Genomic DNA, 22,002 nt, shown 5'->3' on the forward strand with positions numbered 1-22,002 from the left:
TTGATTTATTATGAAAAAAATTTGTATTTTATTATTGCTTTTAATTTCTCATCTGACCTTTTCACAAACTGAAAAATTATTTTTTTTTGTGGAAAAGGATAGTTTAATAGGAGTTAGAAATCAAAATGGTGAAATAATTATAAACCCAAAACCAACATGGAATTCACCTTCCTATTACTATAATCGTGAAATAAGATCAGCAATCTTTAACTTAGATTTTAATGACAAACCTTTTTGTTATTATGACAGAAATGGTAAATTTATATTTAAAACTTTTATAACTTCTGAAGGACCTGATGGTTTTCAGGAGGGTTTTATACGTTACAGTGAAAATAATAAAAGTGGATTAATCAGCAGTAATGGACAAAAAATAACTTCCGCTAAATACGATTGGATATCTCCTATAAATTTTGGTTTTGCGTCATTTTGCAATGGCTGTTATTTTGATACTACCCAAGACGAAGAGCATGCACCATTGATAGGAGGTGTTTGGGGTTTTGTTGACAGGAATGGAAAAGAAATTAAAACAACTACAAAACGAAATCATCCGAAAGATATAGAAACAAAAGAGCATCAATTCATTCCCTATCAATTCAAATACAATAAAAAAGAACAAGAAATTTTAGCTTTTTTTGAAAAAAGAAAAAATCAAATCATCAAGATTAATGGCTTTAATTGTTCTGATAAAAAGTTGTTTTTTGAAATTGTCGAAAAACCATCGGAATTTGATTCTTTTTATAAAATAAAAACTTTTGAATTATGTAATAAATATCCAAATGGAGCTGACGAAAATTATGATGGTTTCAAAAACTTTAAAGTTTCTGCAGATGGAAATTTTTTTTATGTTGTATACATTGACTTAGTTAATTACAAAGAGTATTCAGAATATATTGAAAGAAAAATTCCAGTAGATAAATGGATTAAAGAAAACCTTAATAAATAGTACTACCTGCAACCTCCATATCATTGACTTAAATTTTTCAAACTCCCATAAACTGCTAATTCTACATCAGCAGGACTTCTGGTATTGCATTTCTCCAATAAATCCTCTAATAACACTTGATTAACTTTTTGTTTTTTATCCATTAAAAGGAATAGCTGCTCCGATACATCACTCAAACTTTTAGACAAAGGTAAAAGAGGTTGCACTAATGGAGCATTGGCACTCAAAGCAATCAAATCGGAATTCATGGCAATCCACTTCTTGAAAAAATCGGTTACCAAAACTTTATTCTCCTTGCTTTTATCCGCTAAATACGCATTGACCGCAAGATTAAAATCTAGCGCTTCAGAAGCATCCGAATTACAAGCATCAGCAAATAAGGTTAACGGTGAATGCATTCTGTATTTCTTTCCGCCACCATTGCGTTTATAATTTTTCAGAGGTTCACAAAGGTTCGAAAAATCATTCAAGGCACGCGTATCTTGATTGTTGCTGATGTTTCTCAAAATCACTTCTTTGTTTCTAATGTGTGTAATTCCTAGTTCTTCTAATCGAAAAGAGATTGTTTTCAACCTTTTGCGTAAGCTGTTCATATCATTCACTTCCGCATTTGACCATAATCTCTCGGCTATTGCAGCAGTTCGTGGCCAAATCCTGGAATCTATATTTAATGGTGTTACGAGCTCACTCCACATCGCAGCTTCTCCTCCTAAAACTCTTGCTTTTTCTTCAGGACTAAGAATAATCTTTTTAGGTAAGGGATCATTCAAATAATGACTTTCTAAACCCAGCATCAAATCAATATAATACCCATTGGACAAAACAGTATTGTAACCGCTTTTTGCAGCTTTGATCAATGCTCCACCAGCTTCTTGCCCTTCGTTCGTTCCTCTCCAAGCATGAATTATGGCATCTTTTGACATGTTTTCAGTCATTATTTCTTCCCAACCCATCAATTTTTTGTTGTGTTTTTTCAGCATTGGAATCAACTTCATATTAAAGTAAGTCTGCAAATCATGGTTGTTAGCCAGATTATTATCCTTCTTAAATTGCTGAATTTCAGGATTTGCATTCCATTCTTTACCATTGTTTTCATCACCACCAATATGAAAATAACCCCCCGGAAATAATGGACACACTTCATCAAAAATTGAGCTTAATATTTCATAGGTTTTTGGATTTGTAGGATCTAGAGTCGCATTAAAAATTCCTGAATTTCTTTGCACTTCATACGTAATTTTCCCTTCGCCTACTTTACTTCCTATTTCCGGATAAGCAGTCAGCAATGCCGAAGCATGTCCCGGAACATCTATTTCAGGTACTACCAGAATCCCTCTTTCATCGGCATACTTTACAATATTTTTGATTTCATCCTGAGTATAAAAATATCCATCTGAGGATAATTCTGTTAATTTTGGATGATTTTTCAATTGAATTCTCCAACCTTGATCATCGGCTAAATGCCAATGGAAAACATTCATTTTCATTGAAGCCATAGCGTCGAGATTTCTTTTGATAACATCAACCGGTTGGAAATGTCGGGCGGCATCAATCATCAAACCTCTCCAAGTAAAACGTGGCGAATCCGAAATTTCAACAACTGGAAAGTAAAACGATGTATTATTGTTTTGTAGCAATTGTAATAAAGTCTCTAAACCATGCAACGCTCCTAAATCATTAGGGGCATTAATGCTTATTTTATTCGAGGTAATTATAAGTTGGTAACTTTCGTCCTCATTAATTTCTATTTTTCCATTGCGAACACAATTAATTTGTAATTCGGCTTCCGGACTTTCGTTGACTTTCGTCAAAAAACTTTGTTCGAGAAACAATCCTGTTCTGCCGTCCAATCGTCGTACAAAGTTGGTTGCGCCTAGAAAAACTCTAGGATTAGGATTCCCCGTAATATTCACTTTAAAATTTTTGCTTAAAGCAAAAGTGCCTTTAGACAACTTTATATTTTGTGGCCAAGGCATCAAGTTTAATTGCTCGGTGGTTATTTGAGCATTCGAAACAAAACTTCCAAACAATAGCATTAGGATATATTTCATACTTTATATTTTTATTATTGTCCTGCAGTAAACAATTACTTTTATAAAAAAGCTTTTCTATAATTTGTGGAAACAAATATAAAGTACGCATATAAATAGTAATTTTGCAAGGTAAATATTGAATTATGCTATTTCTAATTTTGAGTATTATATGCAGTGTAACTGTTGGAGTGTTGTTTAAAATTGCACGCAGTTATAATGTAAGTCAGGTTCAAATTGTTGGTTGGAATTATGTTTTTGCTCTTATTTTTTGTTATTTGTCATTCAGCCCAGATCTTAGCAAGGTAAGGACTTTGGCACCTTGGGGTATTTATGTTCCTATTGGTATTTTATTGCCTGCAATTTTTCTTTTTTTGGCAGCCTCCATAAAACAGGTAGGTATTGTAAAAACAGATGCAGCTCAAAGGCTTTCGTTGTTTATTCCCATTTTGGCTGCATGGCTGATCTTTAAAGAAGACTTTAATATCCTAAAAATCATAGCGCTTTTGGTTGGATTTCCGGCGCTATTGCTTATTCTTACTAAACCCTCTCAAAACACAGAAAATAAATGGATTTATCCTGCAGTAGTTTTGCTGGGCTTTGGAATTATAGACATTCTTTTTAAACAAATCGCTCTATATTCAAGTCTGCCTTATACCACTTCGTTGTTTGTAGTTTTTGGAATTGCGCTACTCATTATGATAGGAGCAGTAGTGTATGATGTCATAGTTTCTAAAAAGCCGATGCACTTTAAAAATATTATTTTTGGAGGTTTGGTAGGTATTTTCAACTTTGGAAATATTCTTTTTTATCTAAAAGCTCATAAAGCTTTCGCTGAAAATCCTTCAACAGTTTTTGCAGGGATGAATATGGGTGTGATTGTCATAGGAAGCCTTGTAGGCATTTTTGTTTTTAAAGAAAAACTAACAAAAATGAATTATGCTGGCCTTTTTCTAGCGTTGATAGCCATTGTTTTGATCGTAATGTCGCAGATCATTTAAAGGGAATTAAGCCATTTGGATTGAAAAATTTTCAACTAATAAAAAATCCTTGCACAAGTTCCAGTTTTGGATTGCTGTTGAATATAAAGGTATCAGTTGTAAAAAAATGTTCTTGAGCAGAATAAAACTTTCGTAGAACAATAGTATTGTCCAAAAAATGATTGTTTATTGTTATAAATAAGCGGTTCGCTTTTTCAAGATTTTCTGTAGTAAGTCTTCGGATAATAGATATATGGGAATCACTGCGTTTTTCATTTAATTAATTTACCATAAACTGGGACGATATAGTTTCCATTTAAAAAGGAAATTGGATCAATTTGGCTTTGTAATACAACTCCGCTAAGCGGTGTTTCGAGTAATAGTTGCGCTGCTTGTACCAATGGTGCTGCGGTAGTTGTTTGGATTGCCCTCAATTGATGTTTTCCCACTTTTTGAGGAAGTATACATTTTGCAATCTCACGTCTGCGCAAAATACCTGCTGCATCTTTGCCTTCTACAGCTGCATATAAAATAATTTTGTCGTCTTCAATGTGAGGGATAATGGCTTCCATTTTTTCTTGTAAGCCTTTAATTGTGTCAGTTGTGTGTTCTAAATTAGCAATCTGCTCTTGTATCCAAGCATAATGTCCAGGATGACGTAAGGTTTTGTAGTCAAGGGAGCGAACCTTTCCTAATAATGCGTCAGGCAAATCTGCTGCACCGCCTGAAGTAAGATCCTCTTCATAAGCAATGCCATCGATAATAATAGTAGTTCTTTCTGAGAGTGATGGTAGGCTAGTTTTTTTGAAATTCCTTAATACTATAGTTTCTTTCAAATATTCTGTAGCTACACCCACAGGACTCCACGTAAAACCATAATAATGCGGAGCAACTGCATGATTGGTCAACGCTCCAACTTTGAATTCCAGCTTGTCTACTTTATCAACTTCAAAGTCCTTACAAAACTGTTGGAAAAGTCCATTAGCTAGCAAATCGATATATCCCGGCGCTAAACCCGTTTGAAGTATGAACCCTGTTTCTGCGTCTTTTGCCAGTGCTATTATTTCTTCAGTCTCTGCAACATATTCCGTTAGGTTTGCATAATGGAGATTGTAATCTTTTGCAAATTTTGCTATTCTGGGTGCTTGGCCGCCCGGTAAACAGTCCAGAATAATATCTCCTTGACGCAAGATTGTTTTCATTTCATCTGTTATGCCATTTTCAGCAAGATGAAAATCTTGAATAAATCCTGATTTCGTAGTTCCTTCTTGAATCCAAAGGGCTACTTGTTTGGCTTTAGAAAGGGTTCTGTCACCAATGAAAAGAGTAGGAGGAACTTCGCTCCATTCCATCAATAATAAACCAACAGCTTCTGCAATACCGCCGGCTCCTGCTATAACAATAGTGTGATGCTTTTTCATATCTTAAAGATACCATTTTTTATTGGATAAGCATTTGAGAAGTGTACTAATTTGATTGTCATTAAATGTAGGTTCTCTGTCAAGGATAGAAACGGAAAGCCTGCAAAGGAAGAAGTCCTTTTATAAAATAAACCCTAAAACAGCGACTACAAGAAGCTCGTTTTAGGGTTTGTTTTATGGACTGATTCCTGCGGACTTGCAGTGAAGAGCCAGCCCGGACAGTATAATTGGAATGTAATAAAGAATTAAGATAAAACTCTTTAATTTATTACAATCGGTTACAAATAATGAATTAAAAAAATATGGAGTATAATTTTGATTATTATCAAAAAGAGTACCATTAGACTCTAAATATCTACTATTCAGCGGCGCACTCAACAGTTGTAAACTTAAATTTTATTTTGTCAAAGTCTATAGGTGAGCTTTTATCAAAATAGGTTGCTCCCATAGTATTTAACATTTTTCCATTGCCTAAAATAAGTTGCTCGCCTCGCTTCAAAAATGCCATCGGGTTTTTAAATGTTATTTTTTTATTATCGTCCTGAATAAAGGTATAGCTAGCAAATAATGTGTCTCCACTGAATTCACCTGCAATTTTCCCAATCTTTTTTGGCGTATTAAAAAATTTCATCACCATCTCGCCAGTTATTTTTCCGTCTTGCAAAGTGTTCATTTTCAAATCTATTGTATCTTTTTCGTACATCGCTTGATAGCATTGGACACTTACAGGTTTTTCAACTGGGATTTTTTTAGAATTAACGACTTTTTCGTTTTCATTTTTTTTACAACTTTGGAATCCTATACTAGCAAACACTAAACAAAAAAGAAGATGAGTTTTCATAAGACTAATTTTTTAGTTATTAATTATTGCTAATTTAGTCAAAATAATGCTTTTATAGATGAAATAGTATAAAATATTGACTATCGCTAGCTTGATTTTTTGTTTGTCGATTTGCTATTTTTTACCCGTAATGGTAGTTTAAATGTTTTTTCTTCTAAAATTTAACCAACCCAAAAAGAGTAATATAAAATTGAATACTACTAAGGGAAGAAAAGTTTTCTTCAAGTTAATTTTTGATTTGTCAGTAAAAGTTTCGACTTTGAAGTTGTCCCATTTTTGTTTATTTACTGCTTCATCGTCAAATATTTTAGGATAAAAATGCAAGCGTAATTTCTCGTGAAATTGTTTGGTTTCTTTTAAAAACAAAAGCTGATTTCCTAAATTGGCTCTAGCGATTTCGTTGAGTTGCATTTGTGCATGCAACGTTGGTATGAATTGCGTAATTTGTTGACTAGATTGATTGCGTTGCTCTAATTTTGACTCTAGATCACGGGATTCTTTTGCCGATTCATCATCGCCCATTTGTTGCATCGCATAATACCAAAGCCAGCTGAATTCTTTGTCAGGTAAAAGATAATTTTTGAACTGAGGATAATGCGTATAAAACTTATCTAAAGTTTCTTGTTTATCCATATCCCATTTTTCATGATAAGCATTACGTTGTTTTACAGTGAGTTCTAACGCTTCTGGAATAGGATATTTGTTTACAATGTACGTATTAATTAAAGCGGGTAAAATGATAATTAAAAATAACCACGTTGTCAATAAAATAACCGCATTGAAATTTGAATTCATTTGTAAGGAAACCAGAAAAAAGCATATAGCGAACCAGAAAAGTAGGTACAGAACACTAATTCCATAAAATGTCAGAAATGAAATATTTAAGGGAATATTCAGTAAAAAAGCGGCAATTGCAAGTACAATTGTTAGTAATAGAGTCAAACTTAAAATTCGGATGTAGAATAATTTCAGAATGTATAAAAAAGTATTTTGACTCTGAGTGACAACAATTTTCCAAGTACCGCTTTCTTTTTCTTCCGAAATTAGATTGTATGAAAAAGCAATTATCAACAATGGAAACAGGTAGATGAGAACAAAACTAAAATCGATGTTTCCGAGCAAAAGGTTGTTCGGATTATTGAGTTCGGCATCGTATTTTTGCCCTTCTAAACCACGAATAGTGACAGTTTGTATCGAAGGATTTACATCCCGTTGTCCAATAGCCAAACTGTTAACGGGGAAACTTTTATTGACAAGCGAAAATTTTAAATAATACAACAGAAGCCCCAAATCATCTTGATGAAAGTTGACATTTTTTGCAATGTGTTCTTTTTGATAGAGTATAGCCTCCTGTACGTTTTTTGCTTGTTTTTCCTGAAATTGTTTTCCAATCAACAGACTAATAAAACAAATAAGGAATAGAAATAATAATCCGATTTTGGTTCCCCTTGAGCGAATGAAATTTTTGAAGAGTAATACTAACATATTAAATAGCTTTAAGGTTTTTGTAGGCGATTTTAATCAAGAATAAAAGAATGCCAATCCATAACGCAATGGAGATGATAGAAAGTAATTCGTTTTTTAAAATTGTAAAAACATCTTTCGGTTCATACTGAAACTCTTGTACATCTGCCCAATAATTTTTATTGATGGTCTGAGGAGTATCAGTAGGATTTTGCTTTTTATTGCTGATGTATTTTATCTGCAAAGCATTCATTTTTTGAGCCATATCGTAACGATAAGTCTCCGCCTGTTTTTGAAAATTGATATACGAATCATAATCGGTGTTCGATAATCCCATCGAAATATTTTTAATGGCGATATACGGATTGATAAAAGAAACCGCTTTTGAAAAACTATTTTGTTTGGCATATACTTGCAACAAAGTATCTAGATGTTTATTGTAAATAGTACTACTGATTTTCTCGCCTTCGGTCATGATAAAACCGGAATAATTGAAAGGAAGTTTTTGTACCGAATCGACTTTGTAAACGCTGAGCAGCGAATCTTTTATAGCTTTATAATGCAAGTCATTTGGATTATGGCTGTCTCCTTGTTTTAAAATGTCTTTTTCGATAGCGCTATTAAATTCAATTTTCGACGGTGCTTGATACACGTAGGCTCCAATGGACTGAGTAGTTCGAGGCAAAATAATCGTAAAGAGCAGCCATATTCCAATTAAGGATACCAATGCGTTTTTAGAAGTTTTGCTAGCAGCAGAAATTAAAACTGCTATCACACAAAAAAACAGTAGATAAATAAAATGGAAAAGAATAAATAGCATCATTTTAAGAATTTCATCTGCTGAAACAGTAAAGTTTTGGAGCAACATCCAAACCAAAAGCAGGACTAAAATTATTGGAATAAAAAGAATCATAATAACACTGGCAATTCCTAAAGTTTTGCCTAATAGTATTTGTTTCCAGCTGACGCCTTGACTTAAAAGGAGTTTTAAAGTTCCGTTTTCTCTTTCGGTTGCTATAGCATTAAAACCAATAAAGAAAATCAGCAGCGGAAATAGAATTTGTAATACCATGGCAATACTGATTTCACCAAAACGCATCATACTGCTTGAAAATCCTGCTTCCGAAAAGTTAGCCGAATTTTGTTTGTGGGCTTCCAGAAAAATAGCATTTCCAAAAAAAGGTTCCATCCCATATTCGAACATGCTCAAAGAAGTACTTTTGCGGAAAGCGAAATTACCATAATGTGCCATTCGATGGGGATTTTTATCAGGATTATTCAACCAGTCTTCCCTAGATTCATGTTGGTACTTTTCGCTGGTCTCCTTTTGATTGGTGTAATTTTTCCAACCCGAAAATGTCGCGTAAAGTAATAATATGCCAATAAAAATTATGATGATAGGCACAGCCCTGTTCTTAAAAATAGCTTTGTTAAGATGTTTGGCTATTAAAATTTCGTTGTGTAATGACATGTGTAATGATTAAAATTTATAAGTTACCGTAAGGTTTACATTTCTGGGGGCTCCAGGAAATAATCGAAGGAAGTTTTGAGCTCCTAACCAATAAGTTTTATTCAATAAATTACCGGCATTTATAGCAATTTGCATGTTGCTTTTGTTGGGTTTGTAGTAAAGGGCGGCATCAAAAATAGTGAAATCAGGAATGATGAAAGATCTGGTAAACCATGGCACTTTACTGCTTTGATATTGTACTCCAAAACCAACTCCGAAATCACCTAAAGCTGAAGTCGGATCAAAATTATATCGAGTCCAGAAATTGGCACTGTTCTTTGGTGTATTTTGCTTTCGTGCTCCAATCAAAGAAACATCTCTATCATTAGTAATTTTTGCATCAATATAACTATACGAAGCGTTAATTTGCCAGTTCGATGTGATATATCCTGCAATGTCCCACTCAAATCCGCGACTGCGTTCAGCACCTCTAGTAACCAATAAATCTGGGTTGTTTGGGTCATTTGCATTCATCAAAATATTTTTTTGATTGATTTCGTAAATTGCCATATTTACGCTTATTCTATTGTTGAATAAAGTGGCTTTGGCTCCAAATTCTTTCAAATTACTTTCCAAAGGGTCAAACAAACTTCCTCCTGGCAAAGAACCCGTTTGTGGCATCAAAGTAACCGTATTTGATTGTGGTTGATACCCTTCTAGATAAGTCGTATATATATTGAGAGCGTCATTGATTGCATATGTAACTCCAATTCGTGGCAACAAAGCCGTTTTTTTTACTGTCAATTCGTTATTTGTCTCATAATTGGTAATGTCTTCAAACCATTCGTTTCTTAAACCCAATAAAAAAGTGAATTTCTCCCATTGAATCTGGTCCTGAATATAAATGGCATTGGTTGAGGTAAGTGAGGAAGGAAGTGCAGTTCGTACATTTAAGGTATAATCTTCGATATTTCGAATGGTGTATGATGGATTATTTAAGTTGAAATAATTTACATTGGGTTTAGGCAACAGAACTCCGTCTACGGTAATAGTTTGATAATTGGTAGCATTTGCTATGACAAACGAATTAGCAACTGTTCCGTCTTTTAGAAGATAACCTCTGGCTGCATTTTGTCCACCACCTTTGGTTTTGTTCCAGCTGCTTAAATCGTAACCGGTGAGTAGTTTGTGACTGAGTTTTCCTGTTTTAAAATCAAAATTTAAAAAAGCACTCAAATTATCAACATTCCAGTATTGCTGGCGTTGCACAAATTGCATCATTGCCAGACTTGCCACAGCCTGGTTGTTCATATCAACTGCAAAAGCATTAGTGGTTCGGTGTTCCTGAAGATCTTCGGTCCAAGATTGTTTCATGTAGGAGGCATTAAAACTAATTTTAGAAGTAAATTTATGTGCCAGATTCGTCATCAAAATCATTTCTTTCGACTTGAAAAAATCATTTGGAGCGCCTAGATTAAGGCTTATCGGAGTTTTGTTTAGGTTTGTAACACCAGTAACAGCACCGAAAATTGGTTGTCCTCTGTCGAGAATTCCAACCATATTACTCAAAATCATTTCCGTATTTATAGCCGTTTTCTCATTTGGAATATAACTGAAAGAAGGAGCTATTAAAAACGATTTATTGCTAACCAAATCACGGAAGGATTTTGCTTCCTGATACGCTCCGTTCACGCGATATAGTAGCGTTTTGGACTCGTTTAAAGGACCTGTAAAATCTAAAGTTCCCCGAAGGGTACTAAAACTTCCCACGCTCATACTAACTTCTTTTCGATCAACTGCCAATGGTTTTTTGGTAACTAAATTGATACTTCCCCCAGGATCAACGGAAGAGAAAGTAGCACTTGATGGTCCTTTAATTACTTCAACACGTTCAATATTATTGGTCAAAGGTTGCAGAAAATAATACTGACGCGTACGCATTCCGTTTATTATTTGCCCTTCTTCATTTTGGCTGATGCCTCGAATCGAGTATTGATTATAGTAGCTCGACGGAATCACACCGCTGGCCATTTTTACGGCATCGCCGAGGTAAAAAGCATTTTTATCTGCAATCAATTCTTTGGTAATCGTAGAAATAGATTGCGGAATATCTTTGTTAAGTGCTGCAATTTTTGTTGCCGAAAAAGAATAGTCGCTATTGTACTTTTTGGAAGAGCGACCAACTATTTCTACGGTTTGTAATTCAGTTGTATTCGAAATCATTTCGATGTTCATAAATGTAGAACGTGATTTTATTTGAATCGTTTTGTAGCCCGAAGCCTTAATTTCTATTGTTCCTTCTCCTTCCATAACGAAATTTCCGTCTGGAGTAGCTGTTGTTTCTATTTCAGAATTAACTAATTTTATGGTTGCACCAGCGATTGCTTCTTTAGTGTCAATATTTGTGATTTTACCTGAAATTTTCTGGGAGTTAGCAATGTAACTCCCTAAAATAAGGAGTAAAGAGATATATAAATGTTTCATTTTTTTAGGTTGATGGAAATATTCTTATTTCCGTTTAGACAGTTTGGAGGTACAGCTCTTCGAGTTCATTTGCCGATATTTTATCCACTTCGATTATGGTGACAAGATTTCCTTGTTTCATAATTCCGATATGTGTGGCGACTTCCCTTGCTCTAAAAATATCGTGGGTAGCCATTAATATTGCCGTTCCATCAGCTGAGAGTTCTTTCAGGATTTGCGAAAATTCATTAGAAGCTTTTGGATCTAATCCGCTGGTGGGTTCGTCAAGAAGTAAGACTTTTGCCTGTTTGGCTACTGCAATCGCAATACCTACTTTTTGCCTCATTCCTTTAGAATAGCCTCCCAGATTTTGATTATGAGCTGTAGTTTGCAAACCTGCTTTTTTTAAAAAAAACGTTAGTTCATCTTTCGAATATTTAAAACCCGCTAAAGACGAAAAGAATTTTAGGTTTTCGAGACCCGTAAGATTGGTATATAGAGTGACTGTTTCGGGAATGTAAGCAATATGTTTTTTGGTTTCCTCCGGTCTTTGTATAACCGAAATATCATTTATTTTTAATTCTCCAGAGGTAGGTTTTATAAAACCTAGAAAGAGATTAATTGTTGTGGTTTTTCCTGCACCATTCTGACCCAACAGAGCAAAAATCTCTCCTTTTTTTATGGTTAAATTTAAAGCGTTTAAAGCAATTTGATTCCCGTATTTCTTGGTCAGGTTTTTAGCTGTAAGCATAGTATAAATAGTTTTATTTGAATTTTAGAAATAGATACAATTCACCAATATTCAGAAGCTTCACTAATGAAAATCAGATTTAAATTGTTAAATGGAGTAATTTTAAAACATAGAAACAGACTGACAAAGAGTAGATAATACTCCAGTCGAAAAGTTTTTATGACTACAAATTATAATTTATACGTATGAAAAAGCAGTCGAGAACTAGCCACTTCTCCCGTATTTAAAAAATAGGAATACGTGAACTCTCAATAGATAAATTAAAATGTAGTATTAAACCAAGGAAGGTGGTGCTCGAAGTGCAAAAAGACTGCCTTTAAAAAAAGTTGAATTTACTTTAGCGTAAATGAATGCAAGCGGAGTTGCGTGAATAACTTTAGTAAAGGAATACGGATAAAAATCAGTTGGGATAAATGTACTAAAAGCAAAATGGCAAATAGAGCAGTTGGCATCAACCGAGTGGCTGTGCGTGATTTGATATTTGTTTAGGCTATTGCTATGATCACAATGTTTTTCAGTAATCTGCCTGAAAATATGTTCATAAGAATGGACTGTCTGAAATAACATTGCGAACAACACCATTAGAGACACTGAAAAATTAATAAAGATAATTTTCTTTTTCATTCTTAATTTTATGCAAACAGCATTGATTTTATAAACGAAGTAATGCAATTTGGCCGCAAATATAGGAATCTTAATTGCGATTTTGGTACTGGGTTTGCTAAATTTTTATTGATTAATTTAATTTGTGAGTTGAAACTACTTTAAAAACTAACTACTTTAAGTACATTTAAATTACTACGTTGTGTATTTAAGAGCCATAATTTGAGGTACAAATCGAATCAAAATAACGCAAAATATCTAAAATAAAGTCTAAATAAAAACGAGTTAAAATATTTTTTATCAATATTTTAACTCGTTTGTTTTTTGTTGTTTTGTGATGCTTTGTTCTACTACTTTCCGATACAGAAATTAGCAGCCCCGTTTTTACTCGGGTTTACAGATCTTGAGGTACAAATAAGGTACAAATCTGAACAAAATAACCAGTCAATAACAACAAACAAAACTTTATCAAATTTCATATAAAATATGTTTTTGTTGACTTTGAAGTACTAAATTTCTAAGAACACATTAATCCAGTGGTTATTGTAAAGGTATAAAATTTTGTATTCATTTGTAATATTTTTTTAATGGCTATTTAAGAAATTTTCAATTTGATAGGCGCAATGGTTCGAACCCCTCATCGCCCACCAAAAATTACAGACCTGCAAAGTCATTTGATTTTGGAGGTTTTTTTTGGTTCGAAAAATTGACAGATATTTAATAAAATCTCTCAAAACCATTGATTAGTATAATGTCAGGTTCGAACTGCTTAAGGTTCAAAGACATAATTCAAAAACAATAATAGTTTTTTTCCCTCTACTTTTTTTCGTACTTCTTAGGATTAACGCTTGATTAATAATTAATTATCAACCAAACAAATTACAAAAGCGGTTTTTCCATTGTCATTTCTATAAACCAGATAACCACCGTGGGCTTCGACAATGTTTTTGGATAACGTCAAACCTATTCCAGCACCTTCTTTTCTAGTAGTGAAAAATGGCAGGAAGATTTTGCTTTCTATTTCTTGCTCGATACCTTTTCCATTATCGGTAATCATAATAAAGGTTCTTTTTTCTTTTACTTCCGCCGAAATAACAATCTGTTTCTTTACGCCATCTTTCAAAGCATGTATGCAATTAGTCAAAAGATTTATCAATACCTGCTCCATTTGTTGTGGGTCAATATGGAGTCTGCGGTCGAAAGCAAAAGTATTTATAACTTCTATGTGTTCCTTTTTAAACAAAGGATTCATGATTTGACAACTGTTGTCAATTAACTTTGACAATTCAATTACTTCTTTTTTAGGAGAAGGCAACATGGCCAGTTTTCGGTAACTTTCCACAAATTGCTGTAAATGGTCGCTTCGTCTCAGCATTGTGGCAACACTACTTTTCATATCGTCTAAATCTTCTGCCGAAATGGTTTCCTGCTGTACCAATTCCTGTAAATTTTGTGAAAGTGACCGAATAGGAGTAATCGAATTCAAAAGTTCATGAGAAATCACCTTCATCAGATTGACCCAAGCCTCTTTCTCTTTTTTCTCGATTACATTTTGAATTGAATCCAATAAGACAATAAAATAATCCGTATTGTAAATTTCGCTTCTCGAAGTCTGCATTAGAAATGTTTGTGTGTCTTGCTGATTAACACGTATTTCTAATGACGTTTTAATTTCTTGAAAATCCTGTTCCTCAATAATTTCACACAAGGAAGGTAAATGATTTTTTAAGTATTTCCATTTGGAAACTTTTGGCACATCAAAATGTTTGGAGAAATAATCATTCATCAAAAAGATATTCCAATCATTTCCTTCCTTTTGCAGAATAATAATTCCCGTTTCAATAGTATTTAGAATAGAACGATACACTATATCTTTTGAAACCTGCTCGTTTTCTTTATTTTTTAGCCTTTCATACAGCTTGAACAAACTAGAATAATTTTGATACGATTTATGTTTGGAAAAATCCGATGTAAAATCATTTTGTAAAATAGAGGTGATCGTTCTATCATAAATCAAAAAGGCTTTTTTAATATAGAAATACATTTCGACTAAGAGAAGAAAAAGTACAAGAAGCCCAAAAAGTGCTGAAAAAAGTAATCCTTTTTGAAAAATAAATATGGAAATTCCAGAAAAGCAAAGAATAAAAATTAATCTAAGAAAAAGGAGTTGGTATATTTTTAAGGATTTAAACATATTAGTTGATGTTATATTTTTCTAAACGTCGGTATAATGATCCTCTGGACAATCCCAATTCCTCAGCGGTTTTGCTAATATTGTTATTGTTCTTGAACAATATTTTTTCGATGGCTGTTTTTTCGACCGCCGAAAGTTGAATATCGTCTTGATTGTTCTCGTAAGCCGTTATTTGTTCCAAATCCAAGTCCGAAACGGTAATATGATTGTTCTCGCAAAGAATAACGGCACGCTCTATTCGGTTCTCCATTTCCCGGATGTTTCCGTTCCAAGCATGTTTTTCGATTTGTTCCAATGCTTTTTCGTCAAAAGTGATTTCAGCCCGTCCGTATTTAGCCATCATTTTTTGCAAGAGATAGTGTGCCAAAGGGATTTTATCTTCGTCTCGTTCTCGCAATGGAGGTAACACGATTTCCATAGTGTTGATGCGATAATACAAATCTTCTCTAAAGTTTTTGTCGGTAACTTCCTGTTTCAAATTCAAGTTGGTGGCTGTAATAATGCGGACATTTAGTGTCCTTGCTTTTGATTCTCCTAATCGGGTTACCATTTTGGTTTGAATTACCTGCAAGAGTTTAGATTGTAAATGCAATGGGACGTTTCCTATTTCATCTAAAAAAATAGTGCCGTTTTGAGCCATCTCAAAACGTCCTGGCGTATCAACTTTCGCATCTGTAAAAGCGCCCTTAGCATAACCAAATAATTCGCTTTCAAAAATATTGGAATTCAAAGAACCTAAATCAACATGAATAAAAGGATTATTTTTCCGCTCCGATTGGCAATAAATATGATGCGCCAAAACAAATTTACCAGTTCCATTCTCGCCAAGGATTAAAACATTGGCATCGGTTTTTGCCACTTTATCTGCCAGCGAATACGCCTTTTTTATAACATCTGAATTACCAACGAAAAATTCGTCTGCAATCCCGATATCATTTGGTTTCTTTTGCTCTTTCCGGCTTTTATCAACAGCTTGCTTAACAACGCTAAGTAATTTTTCGTTTTCCCAAGGTTTTAAAATATAATCAAAAGCACCAGCTTTTAAACCTTCCACGGCCGTTTCAACCTTGCCAAAAGCGGTCATCAAAATAACGACAGTTTTTGGCGAAAGCGTTTTTATTTCCTTTAAAAGATACAAACCTTCTCTTCCGTCTTCAAATCCTATTCTGTAGTTCATGTCGAGCAAAACCACATCAATGGTATTTTTTGCTAACAATTCAACTACATTTTTTGGGTTATTGAGCGTATAAATGTTTTCAAAATGCTTTTTAAGGAGCATTTTGGAAGCAAAAAGTATGTCTTCTTGGTCGTCTATGACTAAAATTGAGGCGTTGGTCTTTTTCATTCTAACGTAATATCTGTATTTTTTTATTCAGAAAATGGAATTATTGTTCGGTTTTGGACAAATAGTGTTCAATTATGGACATTGTGTAAATTTTATTGAAATTAAAAACCTAATAATAAGATTATTACAGTTTTTAATTTTATGGTACGATTATCCTAATAGACTATACAAATAATAAACAATGGACACCAAAATCGTACGTAAAACTAACAAAAATAAGTATCTTTTAATCGTTTTGCCAATTATCTTACTCCTCGGGTATTTTGTCTTTACTTCTGTGACTAAAAAAAGAAGTTTGAACGTAAAAAAAGTTGAAATTACGATTAAGACCGTAGAAAATAATTTTTTCGAAGATTTTATGTCTTTTCAGGCAAAAGCCGTTCCTTTAAATTCAATGTTAGTTAATATCATTGAAAGTGGAGCCGTTCAGGAAATATTTGTTGAAAACGGCGATATGGTCGTTAAGGGACAGCCGTTAGTGCGCTTGTATAATCCTAATGCAGAATTGGCGTACATGCAGCAGGAAACAGCGATTATCGAACAAATCAATAATTTGAACAAAGCCAAACTCGATTTAAGAAATCAGGAATTGAATTTAGAAAAAGACTTGATCGGAATAGAACACGATTATCTTGATGCCAAAAACCTATTTGAATTGAACCACAAACTTTTTGACAAAGAAATACTTTCAAAAAATGAATGGGAAAAGACCCAAGAAAATTATCGTTTTCAAAAAGAGCGAATGAACATCATCAAAAAAAGTGTCAAAAAAGAAAAATTAGCAAATCAAGTCCAGATAGGACAATTGAATCAATCTATTGGTTTTATGAATAAAAGTTTGGATATTTTGAGAATGAATAAAAAGAATTTCCTAATCACAGCACCCATTTCTGGAAGACTTTCTTCCTTTGAACCTATACTCGGGAAAACCTATGTGCAAAATACAAGTATTGGTTCTATTGATGACAGGAAAGGCTATAAATTGATGGCCGACATCGATGAATTTTATTTGGATAAAGTTGCAGAGCAACAAAAAGGAACAGTAGATTTTGAAAACAAATCCATCGAAGTTCAAATAACCAAAGTGATTCCTGAAATTAAAAATGGTAGGTTTCAAGTAGAATTGGATTTTGTTTCCTCTGAAAAATTAGATTTAAAACAAGGATTGAGTTTTGGAGTGAAATTAAATCTGTCAGAAAAAACCAAGACGGTAGTACTTTCTAAAGGAAGCTTTAACGAAGAAACTAGCGGAAAATGGATTTTTGTTGTCAATGGCAACAAAGCAGAGCGAAAAGCAATCAAATTGGGGCGAGAAAACCCTTTGTATTATGAAGTTCTCAGCGGTTTAAAAGCGGGTGAAAAAGTGATCACGTCTTCCTATAAAGATTACAAAGAAGTCGAGATTTTGAATTTAGAATAAAGAAAAAGAGCTTAGAGGAAAGAAGCAAGAGTAAAGAATAAATAATAAAGAATAAAGAGAAATAAACAAATATCATCAATCAAAAAACGAATAATAGTATGATTCAAATTAAAAATCTTTCAAAAGTATTTAGAACCGAAGAAGTGGAAACAATGGCATTGAGTGAAGTTTCACTTACCATAAATCAAGGTGATTTTGTTTCAATTATGGGGCCTTCGGGAAGTGGAAAGTCCACTTTATTAAATATTGTTGGATTGCTGGATAGCGCTTCGAGCGGAAGTTATCATTTGCTCAATCAAGAAATGATTGGGCTGAAAGAAAAAGAAAAATCGAAAGCCAGAAAAGAAAATATTGGCTTTATTTTTCAGAATTTCAACCTCATAGATGAATTATCAGTTTATGATAATATTGAATTACCGTTGATTTACAATAAAGTTCCATCCTCTGACAGAAAGAAAAAAGTAGAAGCAATTGCCGATAAATTAGGAATTTCCCACCGATTAAAACATTATCCACAGCAACTTTCCGGAGGACAGCAACAGCGTGTAGCTGTGGCAAGAGCCTTGATTAACGACCCAAAAATCATTCTTGCTGATGAGCCTACAGGAAATTTGGACAGTAAAAACGGAAACGAAGTAATGGAACTTTTAACTGATTTACATGCCAATGGTGCCACAATCCTGATGGTGACGCACTCTGATTATGATGCGTCTTTTTCTCAAAAAACGATTTTGATGAAAGATGGTGTTGTCATTTCAGCAAAGGTTAATCAAAGAAATGTAGATGTGTTAATTTCTTAAAATAAAATCATGATAAAAATAATTATAACAATAAGCGCCTTTTTAATTAGTACCCTTTTATTAGCTCAAGTGTCTGAAAAAAGAGAAGTTATCACCTTTTCAAAATTACAAGCTTCACAGGGAATTGAAGTTTTTTACACCATTTCAAATACCATAAGTGTGAACGTAGAAACGGATGATTTAGAATTAATTAAATACATAAAAACAGAAGTTGAAAATAATGTTTTGAAATTATACATAGATTCAAAAGGGTACAAAACTAAGAATACCAAATCAAAGGTTTTGAGTAAAAATAAAACGCTTTCAATTAATGGAATAAACTTTAATTCTTTAAAAATTTTGGTTTCAGGTCCAAATTTAGAAAGTATTAAAGCAAGTTCTGCAGCTGATATCAAGATTGAAAATTTGAACACAAGTACGTATTTAGACATCACAGTGAGTTCAACAGGAAGTATTTCGGGAGCCTTTGACTGTTTAAATGCAGTTGTTGATGCGTCATCTAGTGGTGAGTTTTTAGCAACAATTAATGCAACAACAATCCAAATTGAATCAAGTAGTGCCTCTGATGTTGTCTTATCAGGGAAAGCAAAAAAAACAATCATTAATGCCAGTAGCGCAGCTGATTGTAACTTAAAAGAATTAGTAGTTGAAGACGCAAAAATTAAAGCCAGTAGCTCATCTGATGTTGTTGTAACTGTGATGAAGTCAATTAATTCAAAAGCATCATCCAGTGCTGATATCAGTTTTTATGGTAATCCAACACAAATAGAAAAGGAAGAAAGTTCATCAGGTTCTATTTCTAAAAAATAATTCTCAAAATCAATAATCTAATTGTTAAGGCGAACAGATTAAATCAAAAAATGAACAGTCATGCTAAAAAATTGGACACGAATATTTTTATACCATCTCAAAAAAGACAAGCTGTTTGCGGCTTTGAATGTTGTAGGATTAGCCATTGGAATCGCAGGATTAATTTTTACTATTCTGTATTGGAATGATGAGCAAAGTTATGATCAATGGAATCCTGAAAAAGACAAAGTATTTAAAGTTTTTGCTGATATAGGAAAAAATGTAATTTTCCCAACCAATCCTGCTCCCTTAGAAATCTATCTTAAAGAGGATCCAAACGTTGAAAACGTGGTCTATCACGATTGGTATCAAATTGGTTTTTTTAAATATAAAGGAAGAAAAATCAATATAAATAAAACTTTTAATACTCAAAATGATTTTTTCGAACTGTTCCCTTTTGAAAGGATAGCAGGAAACTTAAGTACTGCTTTACAAAAAGAGAACAGTATGGCGATGAATCAAGAAATCGCTAAATTATTTTTTGGAGAAGAAAATCCAATTGGTAAACAAATAGGTTATGAGGATATTATTTTAACCGTAACTGCGATTTATAAAGTACCAGGAAATTCCTCTGTCAATCCAGACGTTGTGATTAACCAGATGAAAGAGAGGGTTTTAGAAAACAAAGGTCATTGGGGGGATTTTAATTTTAATCTGCTGATAAAATTAAAAGATCCTAATAAAGCAGATGCAGTAACCAAAAAAATTAATGAGTTATATTATCAAAACAAAACACTAAAAGAGGCAAAATCAGAAGGAATGTTAGTTGAAGAATATATAAAAAGCAAAGGTTCCATAAAATCGGTTTTAAACCCGTTAAGTAGCATCCGATTGCATGCTATTGCGCCTGGTATGCCGGAAGGAAAGGGAAATTATCAATCCTTATTAATTATGCTAGGTGTATCACTACTTATAATTATTCTATCCATCGTTAACTATATCAATTTAGCTACAGCCAATGCCATAAAAAGAGCGAAAGAAGTGGGCGTTCGTAAAATCATAGGAGCCTCAAAAACCAATATAATTTTTCAGTTTGTTTTTGAAGCTGCAATAATCACCCTGTTTTCGATTTTTCTAGCATTGGTAATTGTAGAATTGAGTTTGCCTTTTTACAATGAATTTTTAGGCAAAGAATTAATCATTTATGGAAGTCAGTTTTACATCCAGCTTATTTTAATTTTCATTATTACTGTAAGTGTGGCAGGAATTTTACCTGCTGTTTACGTGGCTAATTTTAAAGCGTTAAAAGTATTGAAAGGTAATTTTGGAAGAAGCAAAAGCGGTATTTGGATGCGCAACGGAATGCTGATACTTCAATTTGCCATTGCTACTTTTTTTATTATAGGTTCTTATATTGTTTATAATCAGGTCACTTATTTAGCGAATAAGGATTTAGGATTCAAGGGCGATCAAGTAATCGCTATTCAGTGGCTGAAATCAAAGGACATTACAACCCAAAAAGAAGCAAATAAATTGATATTTAATAAATATCAAACAATGAAATCAGAAATCGGAAAAATTCAAGGTGTTCAACAAATTTCAACAGGAACTTTTCAGTTTGGCGGAGGAAATGATAGCAGTAGCGGTTTTTCCTATAATGGAGAATTCATTCAGGCTCAAAACTTAGCTATCGATTACAATATGCTTGACATGATGCGAATTAAAATCAAAGAAGGAAGAAATATTTCTGAAAAATTAGCGTCAGATACCATTAATTCAATGCTAATAAATGAAACGGCCTTAAGCATGATGAAAGAGAAAAATCCCATTGGGAAAACCGTGCTTTGGAACGATAAAAAGTTAAAAATAATAGGGGTTGTCAAAGATTTTAATTTATTTAATCCGCAATCAAAAGTTCCTCCTATGGTCTTCTTTCATCTGAAAACCAATGACTGGCTGTTAGGGAATTTAAACAATATTTATGTAAAAATTGATGCAAAGGACTCCGAACAAACTTTAGAAAATTTAGAGGAATTTTGGAAAGCTAATGTAGATCAAGAGTATCCGTTCCAATATGATTTTGTCGATAAACAATATGCAAGAACTTATGAATCGTATGTGAAGCAAAAGAATCTATTTTCATTGTTGAATGTAGTGGTAATTCTAATCGCTCTTTTCGGGTTATTCGCCTTGGCTTCGTATTCAATTCAAAGACGCATGAAAGAAATTGCAATCAGAAAAACGCTTGGAGCAGAAACCAATGTTTTATTAAAAGAATTATCCAAACAATACATTATTTATTGTGTTATAGGATTTTTGATTGCGGTCTTTCCAGCATATTATTTACTAAATAAATGGTTAGAGAACTTTGCCTATAGAATTGATATTTCTATCTTTCCATTTCTAATCGGATTTATGGTCTTATTATCATTAACCTTACTGGTAGTGCTTTCAAGAGCTTATCAAGCCACAAGAGTAGATGTTTTGAAATATTTAAAATACGAATAG

Annotated in this window: 16 protein-coding genes; 6 read left to right on the forward strand and 10 right to left on the reverse strand. The window is 33.3% G+C overall.

Annotation, left to right across the window (positions count from 1 at the left end):
- Positions 1–10: 10 nt before the first annotated feature.
- Positions 11–943, forward strand: coding sequence for a WG repeat-containing protein (locus tag DR871_RS12235; RefSeq protein ID WP_113666633.1), 933 nt, complete (start codon positions 11–13; stop codon positions 941–943).
- Positions 944–963: 20 nt separating this feature from the next.
- On the opposite strand, the gene DR871_RS12240 is transcribed toward DR871_RS12235, so the two are convergent.
- Positions 964–2,994, reverse strand: coding sequence for a beta-N-acetylhexosaminidase (locus DR871_RS12240; RefSeq protein ID WP_113666632.1), 2,031 nt, complete (start codon positions 2,992–2,994; stop codon positions 964–966).
- Between the two features lie 125 nt (positions 2,995–3,119).
- On the opposite strand from DR871_RS12240, the gene DR871_RS12245 reads away from it, so the two are divergent.
- Positions 3,120–3,974, forward strand: a complete 855-nt coding sequence (locus DR871_RS12245) for a DMT family transporter (RefSeq protein WP_113666631.1) — start codon at positions 3,120–3,122, stop codon at positions 3,972–3,974.
- Positions 3,975–4,225: 251 nt separating this feature from the next.
- Here the strand turns inward: DR871_RS12245 and DR871_RS12250 are convergent, their stop codons facing one another.
- From DR871_RS12250 to DR871_RS12290, 9 genes are all read right to left on the reverse strand, one after another.
- On the reverse strand, positions 4,226–5,374 hold the full coding sequence (locus DR871_RS12250; RefSeq protein ID WP_113666630.1) for a saccharopine dehydrogenase family protein: 1,149 nt from the start codon (positions 5,372–5,374) through the stop codon (positions 4,226–4,228).
- Positions 5,375–5,732: 358 nt separating this feature from the next.
- Entirely contained in the window at positions 5,733–6,215 is a 483-nt protein-coding gene (locus DR871_RS12255) for a hypothetical protein (RefSeq protein WP_113666629.1), read from the reverse strand.
- A 138-nt stretch (positions 6,216–6,353) separates the two neighbouring features.
- The gene (locus tag DR871_RS12260; protein WP_113666628.1) at positions 6,354–7,700 is read right to left on the reverse strand and encodes a DUF3526 domain-containing protein; all 1,347 of its coding nucleotides are present in this window, start codon (positions 7,698–7,700) and stop codon (positions 6,354–6,356) included.
- A 1-nt stretch (position 7,701) separates the two neighbouring features.
- Complete coding sequence (locus DR871_RS12265) at positions 7,702–9,150, reverse strand: ABC transporter permease (RefSeq protein ID WP_113666627.1); 1,449 nt, start codon at positions 9,148–9,150, stop codon at positions 7,702–7,704.
- A gap of 9 nt (positions 9,151–9,159) precedes the next feature.
- A complete protein-coding gene (locus DR871_RS12270) occupies positions 9,160–11,613 on the reverse strand; it encodes a TonB-dependent siderophore receptor (protein ID WP_113666626.1) in 2,454 nt (817 codons plus the stop codon).
- A 34-nt stretch (positions 11,614–11,647) separates the two neighbouring features.
- Complete coding sequence (locus tag DR871_RS12275) at positions 11,648–12,343, reverse strand: ABC transporter ATP-binding protein (protein WP_113666625.1); 696 nt, start codon at positions 12,341–12,343, stop codon at positions 11,648–11,650.
- Between the two features lie 273 nt (positions 12,344–12,616).
- Positions 12,617–12,967: a hypothetical protein gene (locus tag DR871_RS12280; protein ID WP_113666624.1), complete on the reverse strand. Its 351-nt coding sequence runs from the start codon at positions 12,965–12,967 to the stop codon at positions 12,617–12,619.
- 838 nt (positions 12,968–13,805) lie between these two features.
- Positions 13,806–14,963 carry a sensor histidine kinase gene (locus DR871_RS12285; protein ID WP_242497107.1) on the reverse strand — a complete coding sequence of 386 codons (1,158 nt, stop codon included), beginning with the start codon at positions 14,961–14,963 and terminating at the stop codon, positions 13,806–13,808.
- A gap of 178 nt (positions 14,964–15,141) precedes the next feature.
- On the reverse strand, positions 15,142–16,485 hold the full coding sequence (locus DR871_RS12290; RefSeq protein ID WP_113666622.1) for a sigma-54-dependent transcriptional regulator: 1,344 nt from the start codon (positions 16,483–16,485) through the stop codon (positions 15,142–15,144).
- A gap of 181 nt (positions 16,486–16,666) precedes the next feature.
- Here DR871_RS12290 and DR871_RS12295 point away from each other — a divergent pair, with 181 nt between their 5' ends.
- The 4 genes from DR871_RS12295 to DR871_RS12310 all read left to right on the forward strand — a co-directional run bounded on the left by DR871_RS12295 (position 16,667) and on the right by DR871_RS12310 (position 22,002).
- The gene (locus tag DR871_RS12295) at positions 16,667–17,905 is read left to right on the forward strand and encodes an efflux RND transporter periplasmic adaptor subunit (RefSeq protein WP_113666621.1); all 1,239 of its coding nucleotides are present in this window, start codon (positions 16,667–16,669) and stop codon (positions 17,903–17,905) included.
- Between the two features lie 98 nt (positions 17,906–18,003).
- On the forward strand, positions 18,004–18,705 hold the full coding sequence (locus DR871_RS12300) for an ABC transporter ATP-binding protein (protein ID WP_113666620.1): 702 nt from the start codon (positions 18,004–18,006) through the stop codon (positions 18,703–18,705).
- 9 nt (positions 18,706–18,714) lie between these two features.
- The gene (locus DR871_RS12305) at positions 18,715–19,515 is read left to right on the forward strand and encodes a GIN domain-containing protein (RefSeq protein WP_113666619.1); all 801 of its coding nucleotides are present in this window, start codon (positions 18,715–18,717) and stop codon (positions 19,513–19,515) included.
- Positions 19,516–19,575: 60 nt separating this feature from the next.
- Positions 19,576–22,002 carry an ABC transporter permease gene (locus DR871_RS12310; RefSeq protein WP_113666618.1) on the forward strand — a complete coding sequence of 809 codons (2,427 nt, stop codon included), beginning with the start codon at positions 19,576–19,578 and terminating at the stop codon, positions 22,000–22,002.

The sequence above is a fragment of the Flavobacterium petrolei genome (assembly GCF_003314435.2).
Taxonomy (GTDB): Bacteria; Bacteroidota; Bacteroidia; order Flavobacteriales; family Flavobacteriaceae; genus Flavobacterium; species Flavobacterium petrolei.

What these genes read in the sequence shown, in the direction of transcription:
- DR871_RS12300 (WP_113666620.1), top strand. Translation starts at nt 18,004, where the DNA reads ATGATTCAAATTAAAAATCTTTCAAAAGTATTTAGAACCGAAGAAGTG.
- DR871_RS12255 (WP_113666629.1), bottom strand. Translation starts at nt 6,215, where the DNA reads ATGAAAACTCATCTTCTTTTTTGTTTAGTGTTTGCTAGTATAGGATTC.
- DR871_RS12280 (WP_113666624.1), bottom strand. Translation starts at nt 12,967, where the DNA reads ATGAAAAAGAAAATTATCTTTATTAATTTTTCAGTGTCTCTAATGGTG.
- DR871_RS12275 (WP_113666625.1), bottom strand. Translation starts at nt 12,343, where the DNA reads ATGCTTACAGCTAAAAACCTGACCAAGAAATACGGGAATCAAATTGCT.
- DR871_RS12240 (WP_113666632.1), bottom strand. Translation starts at nt 2,994, where the DNA reads ATGAAATATATCCTAATGCTATTGTTTGGAAGTTTTGTTTCGAATGCT.
- DR871_RS12310 (WP_113666618.1), top strand. Translation starts at nt 19,576, where the DNA reads ATGCTAAAAAATTGGACACGAATATTTTTATACCATCTCAAAAAAGAC.
- DR871_RS12295 (WP_113666621.1), top strand. Translation starts at nt 16,667, where the DNA reads ATGGACACCAAAATCGTACGTAAAACTAACAAAAATAAGTATCTTTTA.
- DR871_RS12250 (WP_113666630.1), bottom strand. Translation starts at nt 5,374, where the DNA reads ATGAAAAAGCATCACACTATTGTTATAGCAGGAGCCGGCGGTATTGCA.
- DR871_RS12305 (WP_113666619.1), top strand. Translation starts at nt 18,715, where the DNA reads ATGATAAAAATAATTATAACAATAAGCGCCTTTTTAATTAGTACCCTT.
- DR871_RS12290 (WP_113666622.1), bottom strand. Translation starts at nt 16,485, where the DNA reads ATGAAAAAGACCAACGCCTCAATTTTAGTCATAGACGACCAAGAAGAC.
- DR871_RS12260 (WP_113666628.1), bottom strand. Translation starts at nt 7,700, where the DNA reads ATGTTAGTATTACTCTTCAAAAATTTCATTCGCTCAAGGGGAACCAAA.
- DR871_RS12270 (WP_113666626.1), bottom strand. Translation starts at nt 11,613, where the DNA reads ATGAAACATTTATATATCTCTTTACTCCTTATTTTAGGGAGTTACATT.
- DR871_RS12245 (WP_113666631.1), top strand. Translation starts at nt 3,120, where the DNA reads ATGCTATTTCTAATTTTGAGTATTATATGCAGTGTAACTGTTGGAGTG.
- DR871_RS12235 (WP_113666633.1), top strand. Translation starts at nt 11, where the DNA reads ATGAAAAAAATTTGTATTTTATTATTGCTTTTAATTTCTCATCTGACC.
- DR871_RS12265 (WP_113666627.1), bottom strand. Translation starts at nt 9,150, where the DNA reads ATGTCATTACACAACGAAATTTTAATAGCCAAACATCTTAACAAAGCT.